The sequence below is a fragment of the Hanstruepera neustonica genome (genome assembly GCF_002895005.1).
Classification (GTDB): Bacteria; Bacteroidota; Bacteroidia; order Flavobacteriales; family Flavobacteriaceae; genus Hanstruepera; species Hanstruepera neustonica.
On record NZ_POWF01000001.1, the window covers coordinates 489,470 to 507,871 of the forward strand.

The following is an 18,402-nucleotide window of genomic DNA, read 5'->3' on the forward strand; positions in this document are numbered from 1 at the left end:
CAAGAGAAACCCGGAATAATTGGGATGATTGTCGTTTCTGCTTAAGCAGAAATCCTATTAATTTCGTATCTTTAAGACTTTAATAATTAAGTTTTTATAAAAAGATAATTTCCATCATTTATTTAAATTTTAAACAATGCCTTTTTATCATAAATTGGGTAAAATCCCACACAAAAGACACACACAGTTCAAAAAGCCAGATGGCAGCTTGTACTATGAGCAATTATTTGGCACTATTGGTTTTGATGGTATGTCGACCAATATGTATCACGAGCACAGACCAACGCAGGTTAAAGAAATAAGAAAGCAATATCATGTTGCACCTAAAATAGCCAAGGCGAACCATATACAATCCTATAGATTTCACGGGTTTAAAGTTCCCCAAATAGACGATTATCTGGAAAGCAGAAAAACAGTATTGACCAATAGCGATTGTAACATTATCTTGGCTGCACCCAAACAATCGACTAAAGATTATTTTTACAAAAACACGGATGCCGATGAACTTATTTTTATTCATCGCGGTGCCGGGAAGCTTCGTACACATTTAGGAAACCTTGATTTCAAGTATGGCGATTATTTATTAATTCCTAGAGGCATCATTTATAAAATCGATTTTGATTCAGAAGACAATCGTTTGTTTATTGTGGAGTCACGGAGACCGATTTACACACCCAAACGCTACAGAAATTGGTTTGGACAGTTGTTGGAACATTCCCCATTCTGCGAACGAGATTTAAGGCAGCCACAAGAATTGGAAACTCACAATGAAAAGGGAGATTTCGTGATGAAAGTTAAAAAGCAAGATGATATTTTTGAAATGGTTTATGCCTCACATCCATTTGATGTAGTTGGGTATGACGGGTATAACTATCCTTATGCCTTTTCAATCCATGATTTTGAACCCATAACGGGTCGTGTGCATCAACCACCTCCAGTTCATCAAACTTTTGAGACTGATGCATTTGTCGTGTGTAGTTTTGTGCCTAGACTATATGACTATCATCCAGAAGCTATACCTGCACCTTACAATCATAGCAACATTGATAGTGATGAGGTATTATATTATGTAGATGGTGATTTTATGAGCCGCAATGATATTGATGCTGGTCATATTTCGTTGCATCCAGCAGGAATCCCACATGGACCGCACCCAGGAGCGACTGAAAGGAGCATTGGAAAAGTAAAAACTGATGAATTGGCTGTTATGGTTGATACATTTAAACCGTTACAAATTACCGAAGACGCATTAAAAATAGCTGACGAAGATTATTTTAAATCTTGGTTGGAATAACAAAAAACATTAAAAAATGGGAAAAAATATAGAATCAGTAAACTACGGATTAGAGAAAATATTTGAAGGTGCAGAAGATTTCTTACCATTATTGGGAACTGACTACGTCGAATTTTATGTAGGGAACGCTAAACAAGCAGCACATTTTTACAAAACGGCTTTTGGCTTTCAGTCCTATGCTTATAAAGGTTTGGAGACAGGAAGTCGAGAAACGGTGTCTTATGTGTTAAAGCAAGATAAGATACGCTTGGTATTGACCACGCCACTAAACTCAAAACACCCGATCAATGAGCATATTGTAAAACACGGAGATGGCGTTAAAGTTGTTGCCCTTTGGGTAGAAGACGCCCGAAACGCTTGGGAGGAAACGACTTCCCGTGGGGCAAAATCATTTATGGAACCAACGGTTGAAAAAGACGAGTATGGTGAAGTAGTCCGAGCTGGAATTTACACCTATGGTGAAACCGTCCACATGTTTGTCGAGCGCAAAAACTATAATGGGCAGTTTATGCCCGGATTTGTAAAATGGGAATCAGATTATAATCCAACACCAGTTGGTTTAAAATTCATTGACCACATGGTTGGCAATGTTGGTTGGGGCGAAATGAATACTTGGGTTAAATGGTACGAAGATGTTATGGGTTTTGTAAATTTCTTGTCTTTTGACGATAAGCAAATCCATACCGAGTATTCAGCATTAATGAGTAAAGTTATGAGTAATGGGAATGGCCGTATTAAATTTCCAATTAATGAGCCTGCTGAAGGAAAGAAAAAATCGCAAATTGAAGAATATTTGGATTTCTATGAAGGTCCAGGTGTGCAACACATTGCAGTAGCAACGGACGATATTATTTCGACAGTTTCAGATTTACGCTCTCGCGGTGTCGAATTTTTATCGACTCCTCCTGAAGAATATTATAGAGCTGTTCCTGGCAGATTGGAAGAATTTAGTCACGAGCTTCGAGAAGACATAGAAACCTTGAAAGGTTTGGGAATTATGATTGATGCTGATGAGGAAGGCTATTTATTGCAAATTTTCACAAAACCAGTGGAAGATAGACCTACTTTGTTCTTTGAGATTATTCAGCGAATGGGAGCCAGAGGTTTTGGCGCAGGAAACTTTAAAGCCTTGTTTGAATCTATTGAGAGAGAACAGGAAAAGCGAGGAACATTATAACAAAAGTTTAACTAAATAATTATTAAAAACTCTATCAATCATGTTGATAGAGTTTTTTTGTTTTATACTTTTGGAATAGTAATTGTAATGTTAAAAAAGTTACGATTACTTATATAAAAACAAATGAAGAAGAAAAGTCTACTGTTTATTACTGCATTTTTCAGCTTGAGCTTCCTGATAGCCCAAGATGAAAGTTCTTATGGTGTTGGTGAATGGTTTCGATTTGAGATGAGTTACAGCGGCTGGATGAAAGCTGGCGAAGCAACGCTAACAGTCAATGAAGGGTATTATAAATCTAAACCGGTTTATCATATAGTAGGCAAGGGTTGGACTACAGGAGCCGTTAGTTGGTTCTTCAAAGTTGAAGATCGATATGAAAGCTTTATTGACAAGCGCAATAATAAACCTTACCGTTTTATAAGAGATATTGATGAAGGTGGCCACACCAAAAACATTGAAATTGAGTTTGATCAAGGAAAAAATAAGGCACATGTTCACAATATAAAGCATAATAAAAAATCAGTTCATGATACCGAACCTAATATTCAGGATATGGTGTCGACTTTTTACTATTTGCGAAATAATCTTGATGTAGAAAACCTGAAAGTGAATGATGAAGTTTCTGTCAATATGTTTTTTGATGAGGAAAACTATGGATTCAAACTAAAATATCTTGGTGAAGAAATTATTAAGACTGAATTCGGAAAAGTTCATTCTCTTAAATTCAGACCCTATGTTATGGCAGGTCGTGTCTTCAAGGAAGAAGAAAGTTTGACACTTTGGGTATCAAATGACAAAAATAAAATACCTTTACGGGTAAAGGCCGATTTAGCCGTTGGTTCGCTCAGGGCCGATTTGGATGCTTTTAAAGGGCTCAAACATCCTTTCAAAATAGTTGTAGATAATTAGTAAAATAATGGCAAACCATTTAACCGACCAATTAAAAGAAAAATTTGATAAGATAGGGCAAGATTTAGACACCCACCTAGAAGGGTTGCTTTACAGTAAACCTATTAATTACTGGGATTATATTCAAACAGATGCCCTTCTGGATCTTCAAACACAACGTTCTACGCTTCCGGATGAAATGGTATTTATCATGTATCATCAAATCAATGAATTGTTGTTTAAAATGATTCTTTGGGAAATAGAGCAGGTTGCCAAAAATAAACAGCTTACTGCAGATTTCTTCTCTTCAAAATTGATGCGGATTAGTCGCTATTTTGATATGTTGACTTCCTCCTTTAACATTATGAGGGAAGGTATGGAAGTTGAACAATACAATAAGTTCAGAAATACCCTGACGCCTGCAAGTGGATTTCAAAGTGCCCAATACCGTAAAATTGAATTCTCATCAACAGAACTCATTAATTTAATCGATAACCGTTTTCGAGAAACAATTGATAGAAATACATCTTTTGATCACGCCTTTGAACATTTATATTGGCAGGCAGCTGGTAAAGATTATAAAACAGGGAAGAAAAGTTATTTATTAACAGTTTTCGAGGAGCGATACAAAGATGAATTTATTAGATTTGCGAAATTCTATAACACAAATAATCTTTGGACAAAGTTTAAACAACTTCCAGAGGATGTTAAAGAAGACAAGATGTTGATTGATGCCATGAGACATTATGACCACACGGTTAATATTAAATGGGTAATGGCACATTACAATACAGCAAATCATTATTTAAACATTGGTGGCAAAACAGCCGAAGCAACAGGAGGAAGTGAATGGGTAAAATACATGCATCCAAAATATCAAAGACGAATATTTTTTCCAGATTTATGGACCAAACAAGAATTAGCAGATTGGGGAAAGAATGTATAATACTTTTTGTTATTGCCTTATCGCTGTTTAACTGTAAAAGTGACAAAGTAAAACAAGAAAAGGTAGAAGAGTTAGCTGTTATTGAGCCTCAAGAGATTTATGAATTTGGGTTCAACCTAAACGACTATATTGTTAAAAGAGATACCATTAGAAAAGGGGATAGTTTTGGTATCATTATGGAACGAAATAAAATAGGCTATCCCAAAATTTTTCAAATATCTGAAATAGCTAAAGACAGCTTTGATATTCGAAAATTACAGATTGGTAAACCGTACACAATTCTTTGCACAAAAGACACGCTTCAAGAACCTAAATGTTTTATTTACCAACCAAATAAGGAAGAATATGTTGTCATCAATTTTCATGACTCCATTCATGCTTATACCAGCAGAAAACCAATAAAATACGTAGAGAAAGTCGCAACTGGAACCATTGACAGCAATATTTCCGTGACTATGGAGGATCTTGGTCTCAGCCCTAGATTAGCTTATAAAATGGCAGATGAAATTTACGCTTGGACTATTGATTTTAGACGTTTACAACCGGGTGACAGATTTAAAGTAATCTATACGGATAAGTATATTGACGACAGTATTTATGCAGGTGTTCATAATATTAAAGCTGCTTTTTTTGAACATAACAAAGAGGCGTTTTACGCATTTCAATTTGAAACAGATTCAGTAAAAGGAATCAAAGATTATTTTAATGAAGAAGCAAAAAACCTGCGAAGGGCCTTTTTAAAAATGCCTGTACAGTTTGGTAGATTATCTTCTCGTTATAATTTAAAAAGACGTATAGCCTATTACGGCAATAAAATTAGACCTCACAAAGGAACAGATTTCGCAGCTCCTGTTGGTACTGAAATTATGGCAACGGCAAATGGTACTGTAACTAAATCAGCCTACACTCGAGGCAATGGAAACTATGTAAAAATACGCCACAACAATACCTATGAAACCCAATATTTACATATGAAAAAACAGAATGTTAAAGTTGGACAGTATGTAAAACAAGGCGATGTTATAGGTTGGGTAGGAATGACAGGTAATACAGGTGGACCACATGTGTGTTATCGTTTTTGGAAAAACGGAAAACAAGTAGATCCTTTTAGGGAAAAATTACCTGAAGCCGAACCAATTTCAGATAGCTTAAAAGTAAGATATTTAGAATATATCCAACCTATAAAAGAGCAGTTAGACGCCATTGGTTTCGACGATAATTTAGAAATGGATATACCTTCAAATACTGAAATTACCGATTTACAATAGTTTATGGCTTTACCAAAAATAAATCCAACCACAACAAAAGCTTGGAAAAAACTTCAAGAACATGTTCGTAAAATCGAAGATGTCCATTTGAAAGAGTTATTTGCTTCAGATAGTAAACGTGCAGATAATTTTTCGATTAATTGGCAAGATTTTTATGTTGATTATTCCAAGAATCGTATAACCAATGAGACCAAGGAATTACTTTTGGAACTAGCTTCAGAAGTTCATTTGGAAGAGGCTATCAAAAGTTGTTTTTTAGGTGAGGTTATCAATGAAACGGAACAAAGAGCTGTTTTACATACTGCTTTAAGAGCTTCAATAAATGATAAGGTTTATGTTGAAGGAGAAAATGTGATTCCTGAAGTTTTTAGGGTAAAGGGGCGAATTAAAGATTTCACGAATGAGGTAGTTGGTGGTATATTAAAGGGTCACACGGGAAAATCATTTACTGATGTTGTCAATATTGGTATTGGTGGTTCAGATTTGGGTCCTGCGATGGTTGTTGATTCTCTTCAGTTTTATAAGAATCATTTAAACACCCATTTTGTAAGTAATGTGGATGGCGATCATGTGAACGAGGTAATAAAAAAACTGAATCCTGAAACAACCCTGTTTGTAATAGTTTCTAAAACATTCACAACCCAAGAGACTTTATCCAATGCCACAACCATTAGAGAATGGTTTTTAGAAAGCTTCCCAGATGATGCTATCGCAAAACATTTTGTGGCAGTTTCAACTAATATTGATAAGGTAAAAGCATTTGGGATAGATGAGAATAATATTTTTCCTATGTGGGACTGGGTTGGCGGAAGGTTTTCGCTTTGGTCTGCTGTTGGTCTGACCATAAGTTTGTCATTAGGCTATGATAATTATGAACAATTATTGCTTGGTGCCCACAAAATGGATCAGCATTTTAAAGAAGAACCTTTTGAAAATAACATTCCTGTGCAACTAGCTTTGTTGAGTGTGTGGTATAATAACTTTTTCAAAGCCGAAAGCGAAGCCATTATTCCCTATTCACAATACTTAAACCAATTTGCTACCTACTTACAACAGGGAATTATGGAAAGCAATGGTAAGAGTGTTGACAGAAATGGAGATCAAGTAACCTATCAAACGGGAACCATTATTTGGGGAGAGCCAGGTACCAATTCACAGCATGCCTTTTTTCAACTAATCCACCAAGGAACCAAATTGATTCCAGCAGATTTTATTGGATTTGCAAAATCACTACACGGTAATCAAGAGCATCAGGACAAGCTAATATCTAATTTTATTGCCCAAACAGAAGCCCTTATGAACGGTAAAACCTATGATGAGGTTTTAAAAGAACTTTCTGATAGTGGTCTTTCTCAAGAAGAGATTTCTAAAATAGCTCCCTTTAAAGTTTTTAATGGCAATAAACCAACCAATACTATTTTTATTGAAAAACTAACTCCTGAAAGTCTTGGTAAGTTAATAGCCATGTATGAGCATAAAATATTTGTTCAAGGAATAATTTGGAATATTTTCAGTTTTGACCAATTTGGTGTTGAATTAGGGAAGCAACTGGCCAAAAGTATCCTTCAGGATATAAAAAATAACAGATTTACCAATCACGATACTTCCACTACCAATATTTTAAACTTTTACAAAAAAAATAGCTAAAAAATTGTTGAAAAACTTGTTAATAGCTTTATTTTTTAACAAATCCTCAATAGATATTATTCAATATCTTCATTACAGCCTAAAATTCTTAACGATATCGTAATATTTGTCCGACATATTAGACTAATTTTGCCAAAAATTTAAAATCAAATCTTTTTAATACAATGAAAAAAATTACAAGATTATTATTTTTATCAGTAGCAATTTTGTTTACTGGTTTTGCAATGGCACAGAGTACTGTGACAGGTACCGTTATGGACGGTGAAATGAATTCACCACTTCCTGCGGCAAACATCGTTGAAAAAGGTACAACTAATGGCGTGTCTTCAGATTTCGATGGAAATTTTACTATTACAACTGAAATGACTTCAGGTGAGTTAGTTATTTCTTACGTTGGTTATGGTAAGGTTACTGTATCTTTTGATGGAAACACTAATTTGGGAGCGATCACTTTAACTGGTGACAATACACTTGAAGAGATTGTAATCATTGGATCAGGAGTTATCGATTTGGCGGAAGACAGAAAAACACCTATTGCAGTTTCTACAATCAGGGCTTCCGAAATTCAAGAGAAGGCAGGTAATTTTGATTTACCAGTTTTATTAAAGTCAACACCTTCAGTTCAAACTGTACAAGCAGGTGGTTTTGGTGATGGTCAAATGTTTTTAAGAGGTTTTGATCAAACTAACACGGCTTTTCTATTGAATGGTCAACCAATCAACGGTATGGAAGACGGTAAAATGTACTGGTCTAACTGGCAAGGTGTTACTGAAGTGGCTAATGCTATTCAAGTACAGCGTGGTTTAGGTGCTTCAAAATTAGCCATTTCTTCCGTTGGAGGAACAGTAAACATTGTAACAAAAACTATTGATAGAAGAGCAGGTGGATTTGTTCAGCAAATGGTAGGTAATGATAATTATTTGAAATCTACTGCCTATTTTTCAACAGGTGTTGGTGAGAAAGGATGGTCTTTTTCAGGTTTGTTAGGTCACTGGCAAGGGGATGGTTATGTTGACTATACCCAAGGTCAAGGACAAACCTATTTTTTATCAGTTGGTTATCAGCCAAATGAGAAACATTCTTTAAATTTTTTGTTAACCGGTGCACCACAATGGCATGCTGCAGCAGGAAGCGGCTCAATTCGTTCTTTTGTTGAAAATGAAAGAGGAAGACGTTACAATTCATGGAATTTTGAAGGTATAGATAGCCCTAACACATTACATGGTGGTAATAGCGTTTATCCTGGAGGTAGAAATATTTATCACAAACCAGTTGCCAATTTGAGCTGGGATTGGAATATTAACGATAAATCTTCTTTATCAACTGTATTATACGGTTCAATGGGTAGAGGTAGTTTTGCACAATCTATTACAGATAGAAATACAGGTGAGTTATTGTATGCTAGAGGATCTAATAATAACCACAACTGGTATGGATTGGTTACAAATTATAACAATCAACTTACAGAAAACTTAAACTTCAACATTGGTGCTGATATGCGTTTTTATAATGGTATCCATTTTAGAGATATTAGAGAGTTTATTTCTATTGATTCTGTATCTAATAGTTCAGGTTATAGTGGTGGTGAAACATATTTCTTAACTGAAGCAGGAGGAATTAACCCATGGGAAGTTTTTTTTGATCCAAACACAGACCACTTACAACGTTTTGGATATGATTATGAAGAGCAAATTAACTATCAAGGAATATTTGGACAGTTAGAATATGCTAAAAATAATTTCTCTGCATTTTTCCAAGGTGCTCTTTCTAATCAATCTCATGTAAGAACGGAGTTTTTAAATACGTCTACTCCTGGTCAAGGTGAAGATTCTGAAAAAGTAAACAATATTGGGTTTAACCTTAAAGCAGGAGGATCTTATCAAATTGGTGATATGCATAAGGTTTTCGTAAATGCCGGATATTACTCGCGTCAGCCTTTCCATGATACATTGTTTCAAAATAACAGAGGAGGAAATGAGTTATTACAACCTGAAGTTGAAAATGAAGAAATTACTGGTTTTGAAGCAGGCTATCAATTTAATGGAGGTAGAGCCATTTCAGCAAACTTAAACGTATACCATACAACTTGGGACAACAGAACTTTGGTTAATAATAATGGTGAAAACGGAGATGATTTCATAAGTTTCCAAACGTTAGGAGTAAAACAAGTACATTATGGAGTTGAACTAGAGGTTATGACACGTCCATTGGATAATTTAAGACTTAATGGATTCTTGTCTTTAGGTGAGTGGCAATTTAAAGATAATGCGAACCAAAGAACATTTGATAATGATGGAAATCAAATTGGATCTGATGAAGAGATTGTTATTGACGGATTTGATGTTGGTGGAGCGGCACAAGTTACAGCTGGAGTTAATGGTAGTTTTGAGTTCTGCAAAAACACAAGTATAGATGGTGCTTGGAATTGGTATAATGATTTATTCTCAACGGGTTCTTTAGAAGAAGCACCTGTATCAATGCCATCATATGATACTGTTGATTTAGGATTTTCATATAAATTGTTGGTTGGAGAAGGAACAAATTCAATTCAATTCAGATTAAACGTTAACAACGTTTTTGATGAAGTATATTTAGAATCTGTTAATGGTAATCTTCAGGCTTCATCTAACCCTGCAGATAATTACAAGGGTGTAAACATGGATAATACTGGACGTTTTGGCTATGGTAGAACTTGGAATACAAGTATCCGTTTCAACTTCTAACATAAATTTTTGACAACATTAAAAACCTCTTCAATCTGAAGAGGTTTTTTTATAGGTATTAATCACTACATTTGTTATACACTATAAAACTAAACATTATGTATAGAACCGTTCAAATATTACACTCATATTGGGCATATTTGGTGCTTTTAATTTTAGTACTAGCCACTTTTAATGCCTTAATCAAAGCTTTTGGAAATAAAGAGTATGAGGCAAAAGATTTTCGCATATCACTTTTTACTTTAATTGTGTCGCACATTCAATTGCTCTTGGGTATTATATTGTTTTTTGCAGCAGATTACTTGTCCCTGATAAAAGACATGGGAATGGGTGAGATAATGAAAAATAGTACGCTACGCTCTAACATCATAGAACATCCCATTACTATGATTTTAGCAATTGTTTTAATCACAATGGGTTATTCAAAACATAAAAAGAAATTGACATCAAAAGCTAAATTAAAAACCATTGCTATTTTCTACACACTCGCTTTGATTTTAGTTTTGGCTAAAATACCATGGAATACTTGGTTCAATTAATAAAAAATTACAATAAAAAAAGACCAGATTTTACTGGTCTTTTTTTATGGAGTTTAAGAAGAATCAATTTTAGTCTTGAACTTCTTTTATAATATATACATAAACAGGGAAATGATCACTGAATCCATCAGTAAAACCACCATCTGCAAAGCTTCTTAAAGGATATCCTTTATATCGGCCCTCCTTATTTACTAAATAATTTTTATTATAGATACCAGCTTGATAATATCTCCATGATGAATAATCTTTTTCTAAAAAAGGCTGTGTAAACATGATTTGATCAAATAAACTCCAAGCGTCCCTATACGCGGTTGTACCTAAGCCATCTTTTTTAAACATACTATAGTAGGGATTATAGATTCCTTTAAAACCTACTTTATCCTTATCTTTATCAGCCTTTAAAACATCTTTAACGCTGGCATTGGTTGGGTCGTCGTTTAAATCGCCCATTGTGAATATTTTAGCATAGGGGTCTAATGATTGCAAAGAATCTATGATACGTTTATTTAATTTAGCAGCAGCTACTCGTTTTGGTCTACTTCTAGCTTCACCACCACGTCTAGATGGCCAGTGATTAACAATAAGATGAATCATTTCACCTTCTAATTTCCCACTAACCAAAAGTTGGTCACGAGTATGTACACGCTCTCTGGTATCATCATCATAAATTTTTAATTCATGAGAACTAGTGTGTAATGGTGTGAAAAATTGTTTTTGATATAACAAAGCTACATCAATTCCTCGACCGTCAGGAGAGTCATAATGAACAATCCCGTAATCTTTTTCCAAAAGCAAGGGGTCATTAACTACATCTTCTAACACTTCACGGTTTTCAACCTCTGAAACACCCAAAAGAACAGGAGAATTGTGCGAGGCTTCAAAACCTATATCGGCAATTACACGAGCCATATTATGTACTTTTCTTTTATATATATCACCTGTTTTGATTTTCATTTCCATAATGGGGCTAGCCTCATCGTTTTTTGTTGGATCATTGATGGTGTCAAATAGGTTTTCTAAATTATAAAATGCCACTGTATGTATTTTAAATTTCTTTTTTTCTTGGCCATGCATATTAACTAATCCAAGCATTAAAAAGACAGTTGCTAAAAGCGTAATTTTTTTCATTGAGTTAAGAATGTTATGTTTTTGTTATGATATTACAAATCTTACGCCAAAAGTAGATATTTATTATAAATAATGTAAATTTGCACGCTTTAATTAATCATTATTTAACGCGCAATCAATTTATTAACTACAATTTCTAGTATGAAAAAACACTTTTTTATTTTCTTATTTGGAATTTTTTCAACACTTACTATATACGCTCAAGAAGCAATAGTAAAGGGAAGCATCACTGAGGCAGTTTCCTATGAACCAATTCCAGAAGTAACAGTAACTATTGAAGGAACCGAATTAAATGTAATAACTGATGAATCTGGAGAATTCCAGTTTTTGGAAACCGTTCCTTTGGGAGAACAAGTATTGGTTATATCAAAATCTGGTTATATTTCCAAAAGGTACCCAATAGTTGTTAACCAAGGTCAAACATTGAACATAACGGACATGACATTGGAAAAAGTTGTTGACAGTGCCGATTTGTTTACTATTACCTTATCTGACGATGAGCTAAACGATGACGGAGCTGGTTTAGACAACATATCTGGATTATTACAATCATCTCAAGACGTTTTTCAACGTACTGCAGCCTTTGAATTTAGTTCATCCTTTTTTAGAGTTAGGGGTCTAGATTCTGAAAACGGTTCTATATTGATTAATGGTATCGAAATGAATAAAACTTTTGATGGTAGACCACAATGGAGTGATTGGGGTGGATTGAATGATGTTCTTCGTAATCAAGAATTAACAACAGGTCTTCAACCTTCCAATTATAATTTTGGAGGAGTTTTAGGGACTACTAACATGGTTGTTAGAGCTTCTAAATACAGAGAAGGTGGACGTGTTACATTTTCTGCCTCTAACAGAAGTTACACTAATCGTGTTATGGCAAGTTACGCTTCAGGGTTGTTAGATGGTGGATGGTCATATGCTATTATGGCTGGAAGACGTTGGGGTAAAGAAGGTTATCAAGAAGCCACACTATATGATTCCAATTCATTTTTTGCGTCTGTTGAAAAACAATTGGGAGAAAAACATAGTTTAAATTTCACATCTATTTATACACCCAACCGAAGAGGTAAATCTTCACCTAATACTCAAGAAGTTTATGATTTGAAAGGTATTCGATATAATGAATATTGGGGATGGTACGATGGTGATAAGCGTAATTCCAGAATCAAGGAGATTGAAGAGCCTATTCTAATGTTAAACCACTATTGGGATATTAGCAGCAAAACTAAATTGAACACCAATGTTGGGTATCAGTTTGGTAAAATAGGTAATAGCCGTTTAGATTGGAACGGAACGGATTTAGTTGACGGTTTTCCTGAAGGCGGTGGAGCGAATCCGAGTCCAACTTACTACCAGAAGTTACCAAGTTACTTTATAAGAAATTATCCCGACGATTTAGGAAGAGCTTACAGGGCACAACAACAATTCTTAAATGATGGTCAAATTAATTGGAATGAATTGTATTATGCAAACATAAGTAATGCCTCAAGAGGTGGTAATGCTGTATATGCTTTATACGAGGACAGAAATGACGATTCTCAATTAACAGTAAATTCTATTTTAACATCTGAAATCAATGAGAATATTATAATAAATGCTGCGGTAAATTATAAGTACTTAAAATCTGAAAATTTTGCAGAAATCATTGATTTGTTTGGTGCAGGTTCCTATTTGGATGTTGATGCGTTTGCTACGGATATAGAATACGATGAAAATGGCAATGCTACGAATTTAGGAAGTATTCAAAACGACATGTTGAACCCAAATAGATTGGCTGGTGAAGGTGATAAATTTAAATATAACTACAACTTTTATGCGAATATCTTTTCAGGATATGCTCAAGCACAGTTTAAATATAACAAAGTAGATTTTTATTTAGCAGGTAGTTATACAAACACCACATACCAACGAGAAGGATTATATCAAAATGGAGGATTTCCTGATAACTCATTAGGAAAAGGTAAGGAAGTAAAATTTACTGGTTTAGGTGCTAAAGGTGGTTTAACTTATAAAATATCTGGTAAGCATTTAATTGATGTCAATGGAGGCTATTTGACTAAAGCGCCAACATTAAGAAACACGTTTTCAAATTCCAGAGAGAATCATGATGTCGTTGGTGATAGAAATGGCTTGGGAATAACTGAAGAAAAGATTTTGTCAACAGATATTAGCTATATTTATCGTTCACCAATTGTAAAAGCTAAATTAACAGGGTACTATACTAAAATAGAGGATGCCAACGAAATCTCTTTTTACTATGCTGATGGTGTTGGTGGTGACAATGCTGTTTTTGTGCAGGAGGTTTTACAAGGAATTGATAAGAAACACATTGGTGCGGAATTGGGAATTGAAGTTCAAGTGATACCAACCTTAAAGTTAAAGGGTGTTGCTTCTGTAGGTCAGTTTACTTATGACAACAATCCGAATTTATATCTAACAACTGAACCAAATGTCGAATCTCAAATCGCAGGATTTTCAAATGGATACAGAGACTACGGTGTATCTAATTTAAAAGATTACAAAATAGCAGGTGGCCCACAACAGGCATACTCATTTGGATTTGAATATCGTGATCCTGATTACTGGTGGTTTGGAGCAACAGTTAATTATTTCACTAATACATATGTTGATGTGAATCCGTTAACAAGAACAACTAATTTCACTACAGATGCAGACGGAAATGTATTTAATGATTATGATGAAAATATAGCTCGTGAATTATTAAAGCAAGAGGAATTTGATGAGTATTTTACTGTAAATCTTACAGGTGGTAAATCTTGGAAAATAGGAGATTATTACATCGGACTATTTGCAAGTGTCAACAATCTTTTGGACGAAGTATATAAAACAGGTGGTTTTGAACAAGGTCGTAATGCCAATTATAGACAGTTGCGAGATGATCAAGCTCTTAATACTCCTGTATTTGGATCAAAATATTGGTACGCTCGAGGCGCCACTTATTTCGTAAACCTTAACTTTAGATTCTAAAAAAATTATGAAAAATATAATATCAAAAACAATGAAAACAATTAAAAATTTATTCGTGCTAAGTGTATTGTCACTTGCATTCGTCATGTCATCCTGTGTTAGTGATGACGATTATAGCTTACCAAATATATCAATACAAGAACCTAATATCCCTCAAGATAAGATAACAACATTTTTAGCTGTTTATCAAAGATTTGAACAAGCTCAAAATGATGGTGATCCTACTGCTATTATTCCTTCAGATGAAGAATTATATATTGAAGGATATGTTATATCTAGTGACCAAGGAGGCAATTTTTTTGAAGAGCTAATCATTCAGAATAAAATTGATGATAGTGATTCTTCTGAAGACCCAAGACTTGGCTTAAGAATTTCTATTAATGTTAATAGTTTATATAACACCTATCAGATTGGTAGAAAGGTTTATGTGAAATTGACTGGGTTAACTATTGGAGAATCCAATGGAGTATTAGTCATTGGTAAAGGAGAAAGTAGTCAAATTGAACAAATTGAAGCAACTGAATATTCTGAAGACTGCATGTGTTTAGTACCATTTACTGATATTATTATAAGAGGTACTGAAATTGCTGAAATTAGTCCAAAAGTGACAACAATTGAAGGTTTGTCTGAAGCTGATGAAAACACCTTAATTCAATTAAACGATGCGCAATTTCACAGAAGCCAATTGGGGATGACTTTTGCAGGTGAAGCTAGTGATGAATTTGATGGGTTTAGAACGTTGGAGAGTTGTGCAACCAATAACACAATTCCATTACAAACCAGTACTTTTGCTGATTTTAAATCGCTTCAAGTAGATCAAGGACGTGGTACTATCCAAGGTATTTACAGCCGTGATTTTGGTGATGATTTCAGCGTGTTGGTTATCAACTCTAGAGCAGACATTAATTTTGATAGTGACGAAAGATGTGATCCAAATGTATTAGAGTGTGGTGGCAGTATTGGTACAGCGCAAACAATATTCTCTCAAGATATGGAGTCTGTTTCTAACATTTCAGATTTGGAAGCTCAAGGATGGGAGCAAGTATTGGTAGCAGGTAGCGAGCAATTTATTATTGGAAGTTTTAGCGGCAATAATTATGCTCAAATTTCTGGATTTAGCTCTGGTGAAAGTGTCATGGAAACTTGGTTAGTCACCCCAGATATTAACCTTGACGGGACTACCGATGAGGCATTAACTTTTGATTTGGAGGTAGCATTTTCTAATGGTGTTATCTTGAGTGTATTAATTACAGATAATTACACAGGTGATGTTACGACTACCGAATGGACTGAAGTTGATGTGACAATCCCAAATACGCCATCAAGCGGTTTTGGAGGATTTAACAATGTAGGTGATATTAGTATAGACTGTTTGGAAGGAAATGTTAGAGTTGCTTTCAAATATTTGGGTTCTGACCCTTCTGCTACTACAAGGTATCATATTGACAATTTGGAAGTAACGGGTAATTAATCTGGAATTTCAAATAAAAACAAAAAGCCCACTATTTAGTGGGCTTTTTGTTTAATTTAATTGCAATAATATATATACTGGGAAATGGTCACTGTAACCACCTTTGTATTTTTTACCAACGTAGGTTCTAAAAGGCGACCCTTTGTAACGACCATGAAATTGTTTCAAAAAATCTACATTGAATATTTTAGCACGATTAAACGATAACTTGCCTTTAGCGGTTTCAAAATAATTAGTACTGATTAGAATTTGATCAAATAAATTCCATTCAAATTCATGAACGGTTGTTCCTTGCTTGTTTGTCAACAAGGTGGTCATAGGGTTATATAAGTCATTGGAATGGATTAAGTGTTTAATGCTCTCGCTGTTAGGATCATCATTAAAGTCACCCATGACGATAATTTTAGCTTCTGGATTATCAGACTTGATTGTTTGGATAACCTCACTAGCTTTTTCTGAAGCCAACATGCGTTTGGGCTCCGTTTCCAATTCACCATCATGTCTAGATGGCCAGTGATTGACCATGATATAGGTTCGTTCACCATATAAAAAACCAGTTACCAATAAAATATCTCTGGTGTAATCTACAGTACCATCAGCATCATAAATATTGACTGGAAACACTTCAGAGACCTCGACTTCGAATACTGTTGTATCATATAAAAAAGCCACATCAATACCTCGTTCATCAGGAGAATCAAAATGAACGTAGTCATAATTTAAATCCCTCAAATGGTTTGAGGCCAATAAATCATCTAATACCAAATTGTTTTCTACTTCGGCAAGCCCTATGATAGCGGGGTTGGTTCCAGTTTCCTCTTTTCCAATATTTGAAATAGCTAAACCCAATTTTCGTAATTTATTATGATATCTTTTAGGAGTCCATCGCTTCACAGAATCTGGAAGAAAATCGTTATCATTTGTTAAATAATCATCATAAATGTCAAATAAGTTTTCAAGATTGTAAAATGCTACGGCAAAAAGGTTGCTTGAATTAGTGTGAGATTTTTCCATTTACATCTAAATTAATAAATTAAATACAAGAATTGAGTTATTTACCATAGATTAGATATTATCATTGTAACTTTGTAGTATATTTTGGTTTATGATAGAAAAGAAAGACATAGAGTTAGAAAAAGCCGTTTTAATTGGGGTAATTACCAGAGAACAGGATGAAGACAAGTCTAAAGAATATTTAGATGAGCTGGAATTTTTGACTTATACAGCCGGTGGAGAAGTGGTTAAAAGATTTACCCAAAAAATGGATATGCCCAATTCCAAAACGTTTATTGGAAAAGGAAAGATGCAAGATGTCCAACAGTTTATTGAGGAAAATGATGTAGGTACAGCTATTTTTGATGATGAATTATCACCTGCTCAAGAGCGGAATATCAGTAAGATTCTGAACTGTAAAGTTTTGGATAGAACCAATTTGATTCTGGATATTTTTGCACAACGTGCTCAAACAAGTTATGCTAGAACTCAAGTTGAGTTGGCGCAATGTGAATATTTATTGCCGCGTTTAAAAGGTATGTGGACTCACCTTGAAAGACAAAAAGGAGGTATTGGTATGAGAGGTCCTGGTGAAACTGAAATAGAAACGGATAGACGTATAGTGCGCGATAAAATAGCGTTGCTTAAAGAGAAAATAAAGACCATTGATAAGCAAATGGCTGTGCAACGAGGTAATCGTGGTAAAATGGTTCGTGTAGCACTTGTAGGATATACCAATGTTGGTAAATCCACTTTAATGAACACCATTAGTAAAAGTGAAGTTTTTGCTGAAAACAAACTCTTCGCAACATTGGATACAACTGTACGAAAAGTTGTGATTCAAAATTTGCCATTTTTATTGACAGATACCGTTGGGTTTATTAGAAAACTGCCAACACAATTGGTTGAGAGTTTTAAAAGCACTTTGGATGAAGTTCGTGAGGCGGATTTGCTGTTGCATGTAGTTGATATTTCGCATCCTAATTTTGAAGAGCACATAGAGTCTGTCAATAAAATTTTGGGAGAAATAGATAGTAGCGATAAACCAACGATCATGGTTTTCAATAAGATTGATGCTTATGAAGCTGAACCTTATGATGATACCGATTTAATGTCGGAACGCACAAAGGCAAACTATAGTTTACAGGAATGGAAAAAAACATGGATGAATAAAATAGGGAATAATGCATTGTTTATTTCAGCTTTAAATAAACAAAATTTAGAAGATTTTAAAAAGCGTGTTTATGATGAGGTTAGAGAGATCCATATCACTCGCTTCCCATATAATCACTTCCTTTATCCAGATTACGAAGAAGAACAATAAAAAAGCACCCATT

Annotated in this window: 13 protein-coding genes; 11 read left to right on the plus strand and 2 right to left on the minus strand. The window is 34.5% G+C overall.

Features of this window, described 5'->3' with window-relative positions:
- The first annotated feature begins 136 nt into the window (after positions 1-136).
- The 8 genes from C1T31_RS02200 (at position 137) to C1T31_RS02235 (ending at position 10,482) form a co-directional block, all read left to right on the plus strand.
- Positions 137-1,294, plus strand: coding sequence for a homogentisate 1,2-dioxygenase (locus tag C1T31_RS02200; protein ID WP_103050819.1), 1,158 nt, complete (start codon positions 137-139; stop codon positions 1,292-1,294).
- Positions 1,295-1,310: 16 nt separating this feature from the next.
- Positions 1,311-2,471 (plus strand): 4-hydroxyphenylpyruvate dioxygenase, encoded by a 1,161-nt coding sequence (gene hppD, locus C1T31_RS02205; RefSeq protein ID WP_103050820.1) that lies wholly within the window; start codon positions 1,311-1,313, stop codon positions 2,469-2,471.
- Positions 2,472-2,594: 123 nt separating this feature from the next.
- Positions 2,595-3,380 carry a DUF3108 domain-containing protein gene (locus C1T31_RS02210; protein ID WP_103050821.1) on the plus strand — a complete coding sequence of 262 codons (786 nt, stop codon included), beginning with the start codon at positions 2,595-2,597 and terminating at the stop codon, positions 3,378-3,380.
- 7 nt (positions 3,381-3,387) lie between these two features.
- Complete coding sequence (locus tag C1T31_RS02215; RefSeq protein WP_103050822.1) at positions 3,388-4,305, plus strand: tryptophan 2,3-dioxygenase family protein; 918 nt, start codon at positions 3,388-3,390, stop codon at positions 4,303-4,305.
- Complete coding sequence (locus C1T31_RS02220; RefSeq protein ID WP_103050823.1) at positions 4,263-5,573, plus strand: M23 family metallopeptidase; 1,311 nt, start codon at positions 4,263-4,265, stop codon at positions 5,571-5,573. Before C1T31_RS02215 ends, C1T31_RS02220 begins: the two co-directional genes overlap by 43 nt.
- Positions 5,574-5,576: 3 nt before the next feature.
- Positions 5,577-7,220 carry a glucose-6-phosphate isomerase gene (gene pgi / locus C1T31_RS02225; RefSeq protein WP_103050824.1) on the plus strand — a complete coding sequence of 548 codons (1,644 nt, stop codon included), beginning with the start codon at positions 5,577-5,579 and terminating at the stop codon, positions 7,218-7,220.
- A gap of 164 nt (positions 7,221-7,384) precedes the next feature.
- Positions 7,385-9,943 (plus strand): TonB-dependent receptor, encoded by a 2,559-nt coding sequence (locus C1T31_RS02230; protein WP_103050825.1) that lies wholly within the window; start codon positions 7,385-7,387, stop codon positions 9,941-9,943.
- Between the two features lie 98 nt (positions 9,944-10,041).
- A complete protein-coding gene (locus tag C1T31_RS02235; protein WP_103050826.1) occupies positions 10,042-10,482 on the plus strand; it encodes a hypothetical protein in 441 nt (146 codons plus the stop codon).
- A gap of 69 nt (positions 10,483-10,551) precedes the next feature.
- Here C1T31_RS02235 and C1T31_RS02240 read toward each other — a convergent pair whose 3' ends face one another.
- Positions 10,552-11,610, minus strand: a complete 1,059-nt coding sequence (locus C1T31_RS02240) for an endonuclease/exonuclease/phosphatase family protein (protein ID WP_243398878.1) — start codon at positions 11,608-11,610, stop codon at positions 10,552-10,554.
- 141 nt (positions 11,611-11,751) lie between these two features.
- Between C1T31_RS02240 and C1T31_RS02245 the strand changes: the two genes are divergently transcribed.
- Together C1T31_RS02245 and C1T31_RS02250 are read left to right on the plus strand one after the other, a co-directional pair.
- The gene (locus tag C1T31_RS02245; RefSeq protein WP_103050827.1) at positions 11,752-14,601 is read left to right on the plus strand and encodes a carboxypeptidase regulatory-like domain-containing protein; all 2,850 of its coding nucleotides are present in this window, start codon (positions 11,752-11,754) and stop codon (positions 14,599-14,601) included.
- Positions 14,602-14,632: 31 nt separating this feature from the next.
- Positions 14,633-16,072 carry a DUF5689 domain-containing protein gene (locus C1T31_RS02250; RefSeq protein WP_123912616.1) on the plus strand — a complete coding sequence of 480 codons (1,440 nt, stop codon included), beginning with the start codon at positions 14,633-14,635 and terminating at the stop codon, positions 16,070-16,072.
- Between the two features lie 51 nt (positions 16,073-16,123).
- Here C1T31_RS02250 and C1T31_RS02255 read toward each other — a convergent pair whose 3' ends face one another.
- Positions 16,124-17,086: an endonuclease/exonuclease/phosphatase family protein gene (locus tag C1T31_RS02255; RefSeq protein ID WP_103050829.1), complete on the minus strand. Its 963-nt coding sequence runs from the start codon at positions 17,084-17,086 to the stop codon at positions 16,124-16,126.
- Between the two features lie 91 nt (positions 17,087-17,177).
- Between C1T31_RS02255 and hflX the strand changes: the two genes are divergently transcribed.
- Complete coding sequence (hflX, locus tag C1T31_RS02260) at positions 17,178-18,389, plus strand: GTPase HflX (RefSeq protein ID WP_103050830.1); 1,212 nt, start codon at positions 17,178-17,180, stop codon at positions 18,387-18,389.
- Positions 18,390-18,402 lie beyond the last annotated feature (13 nt).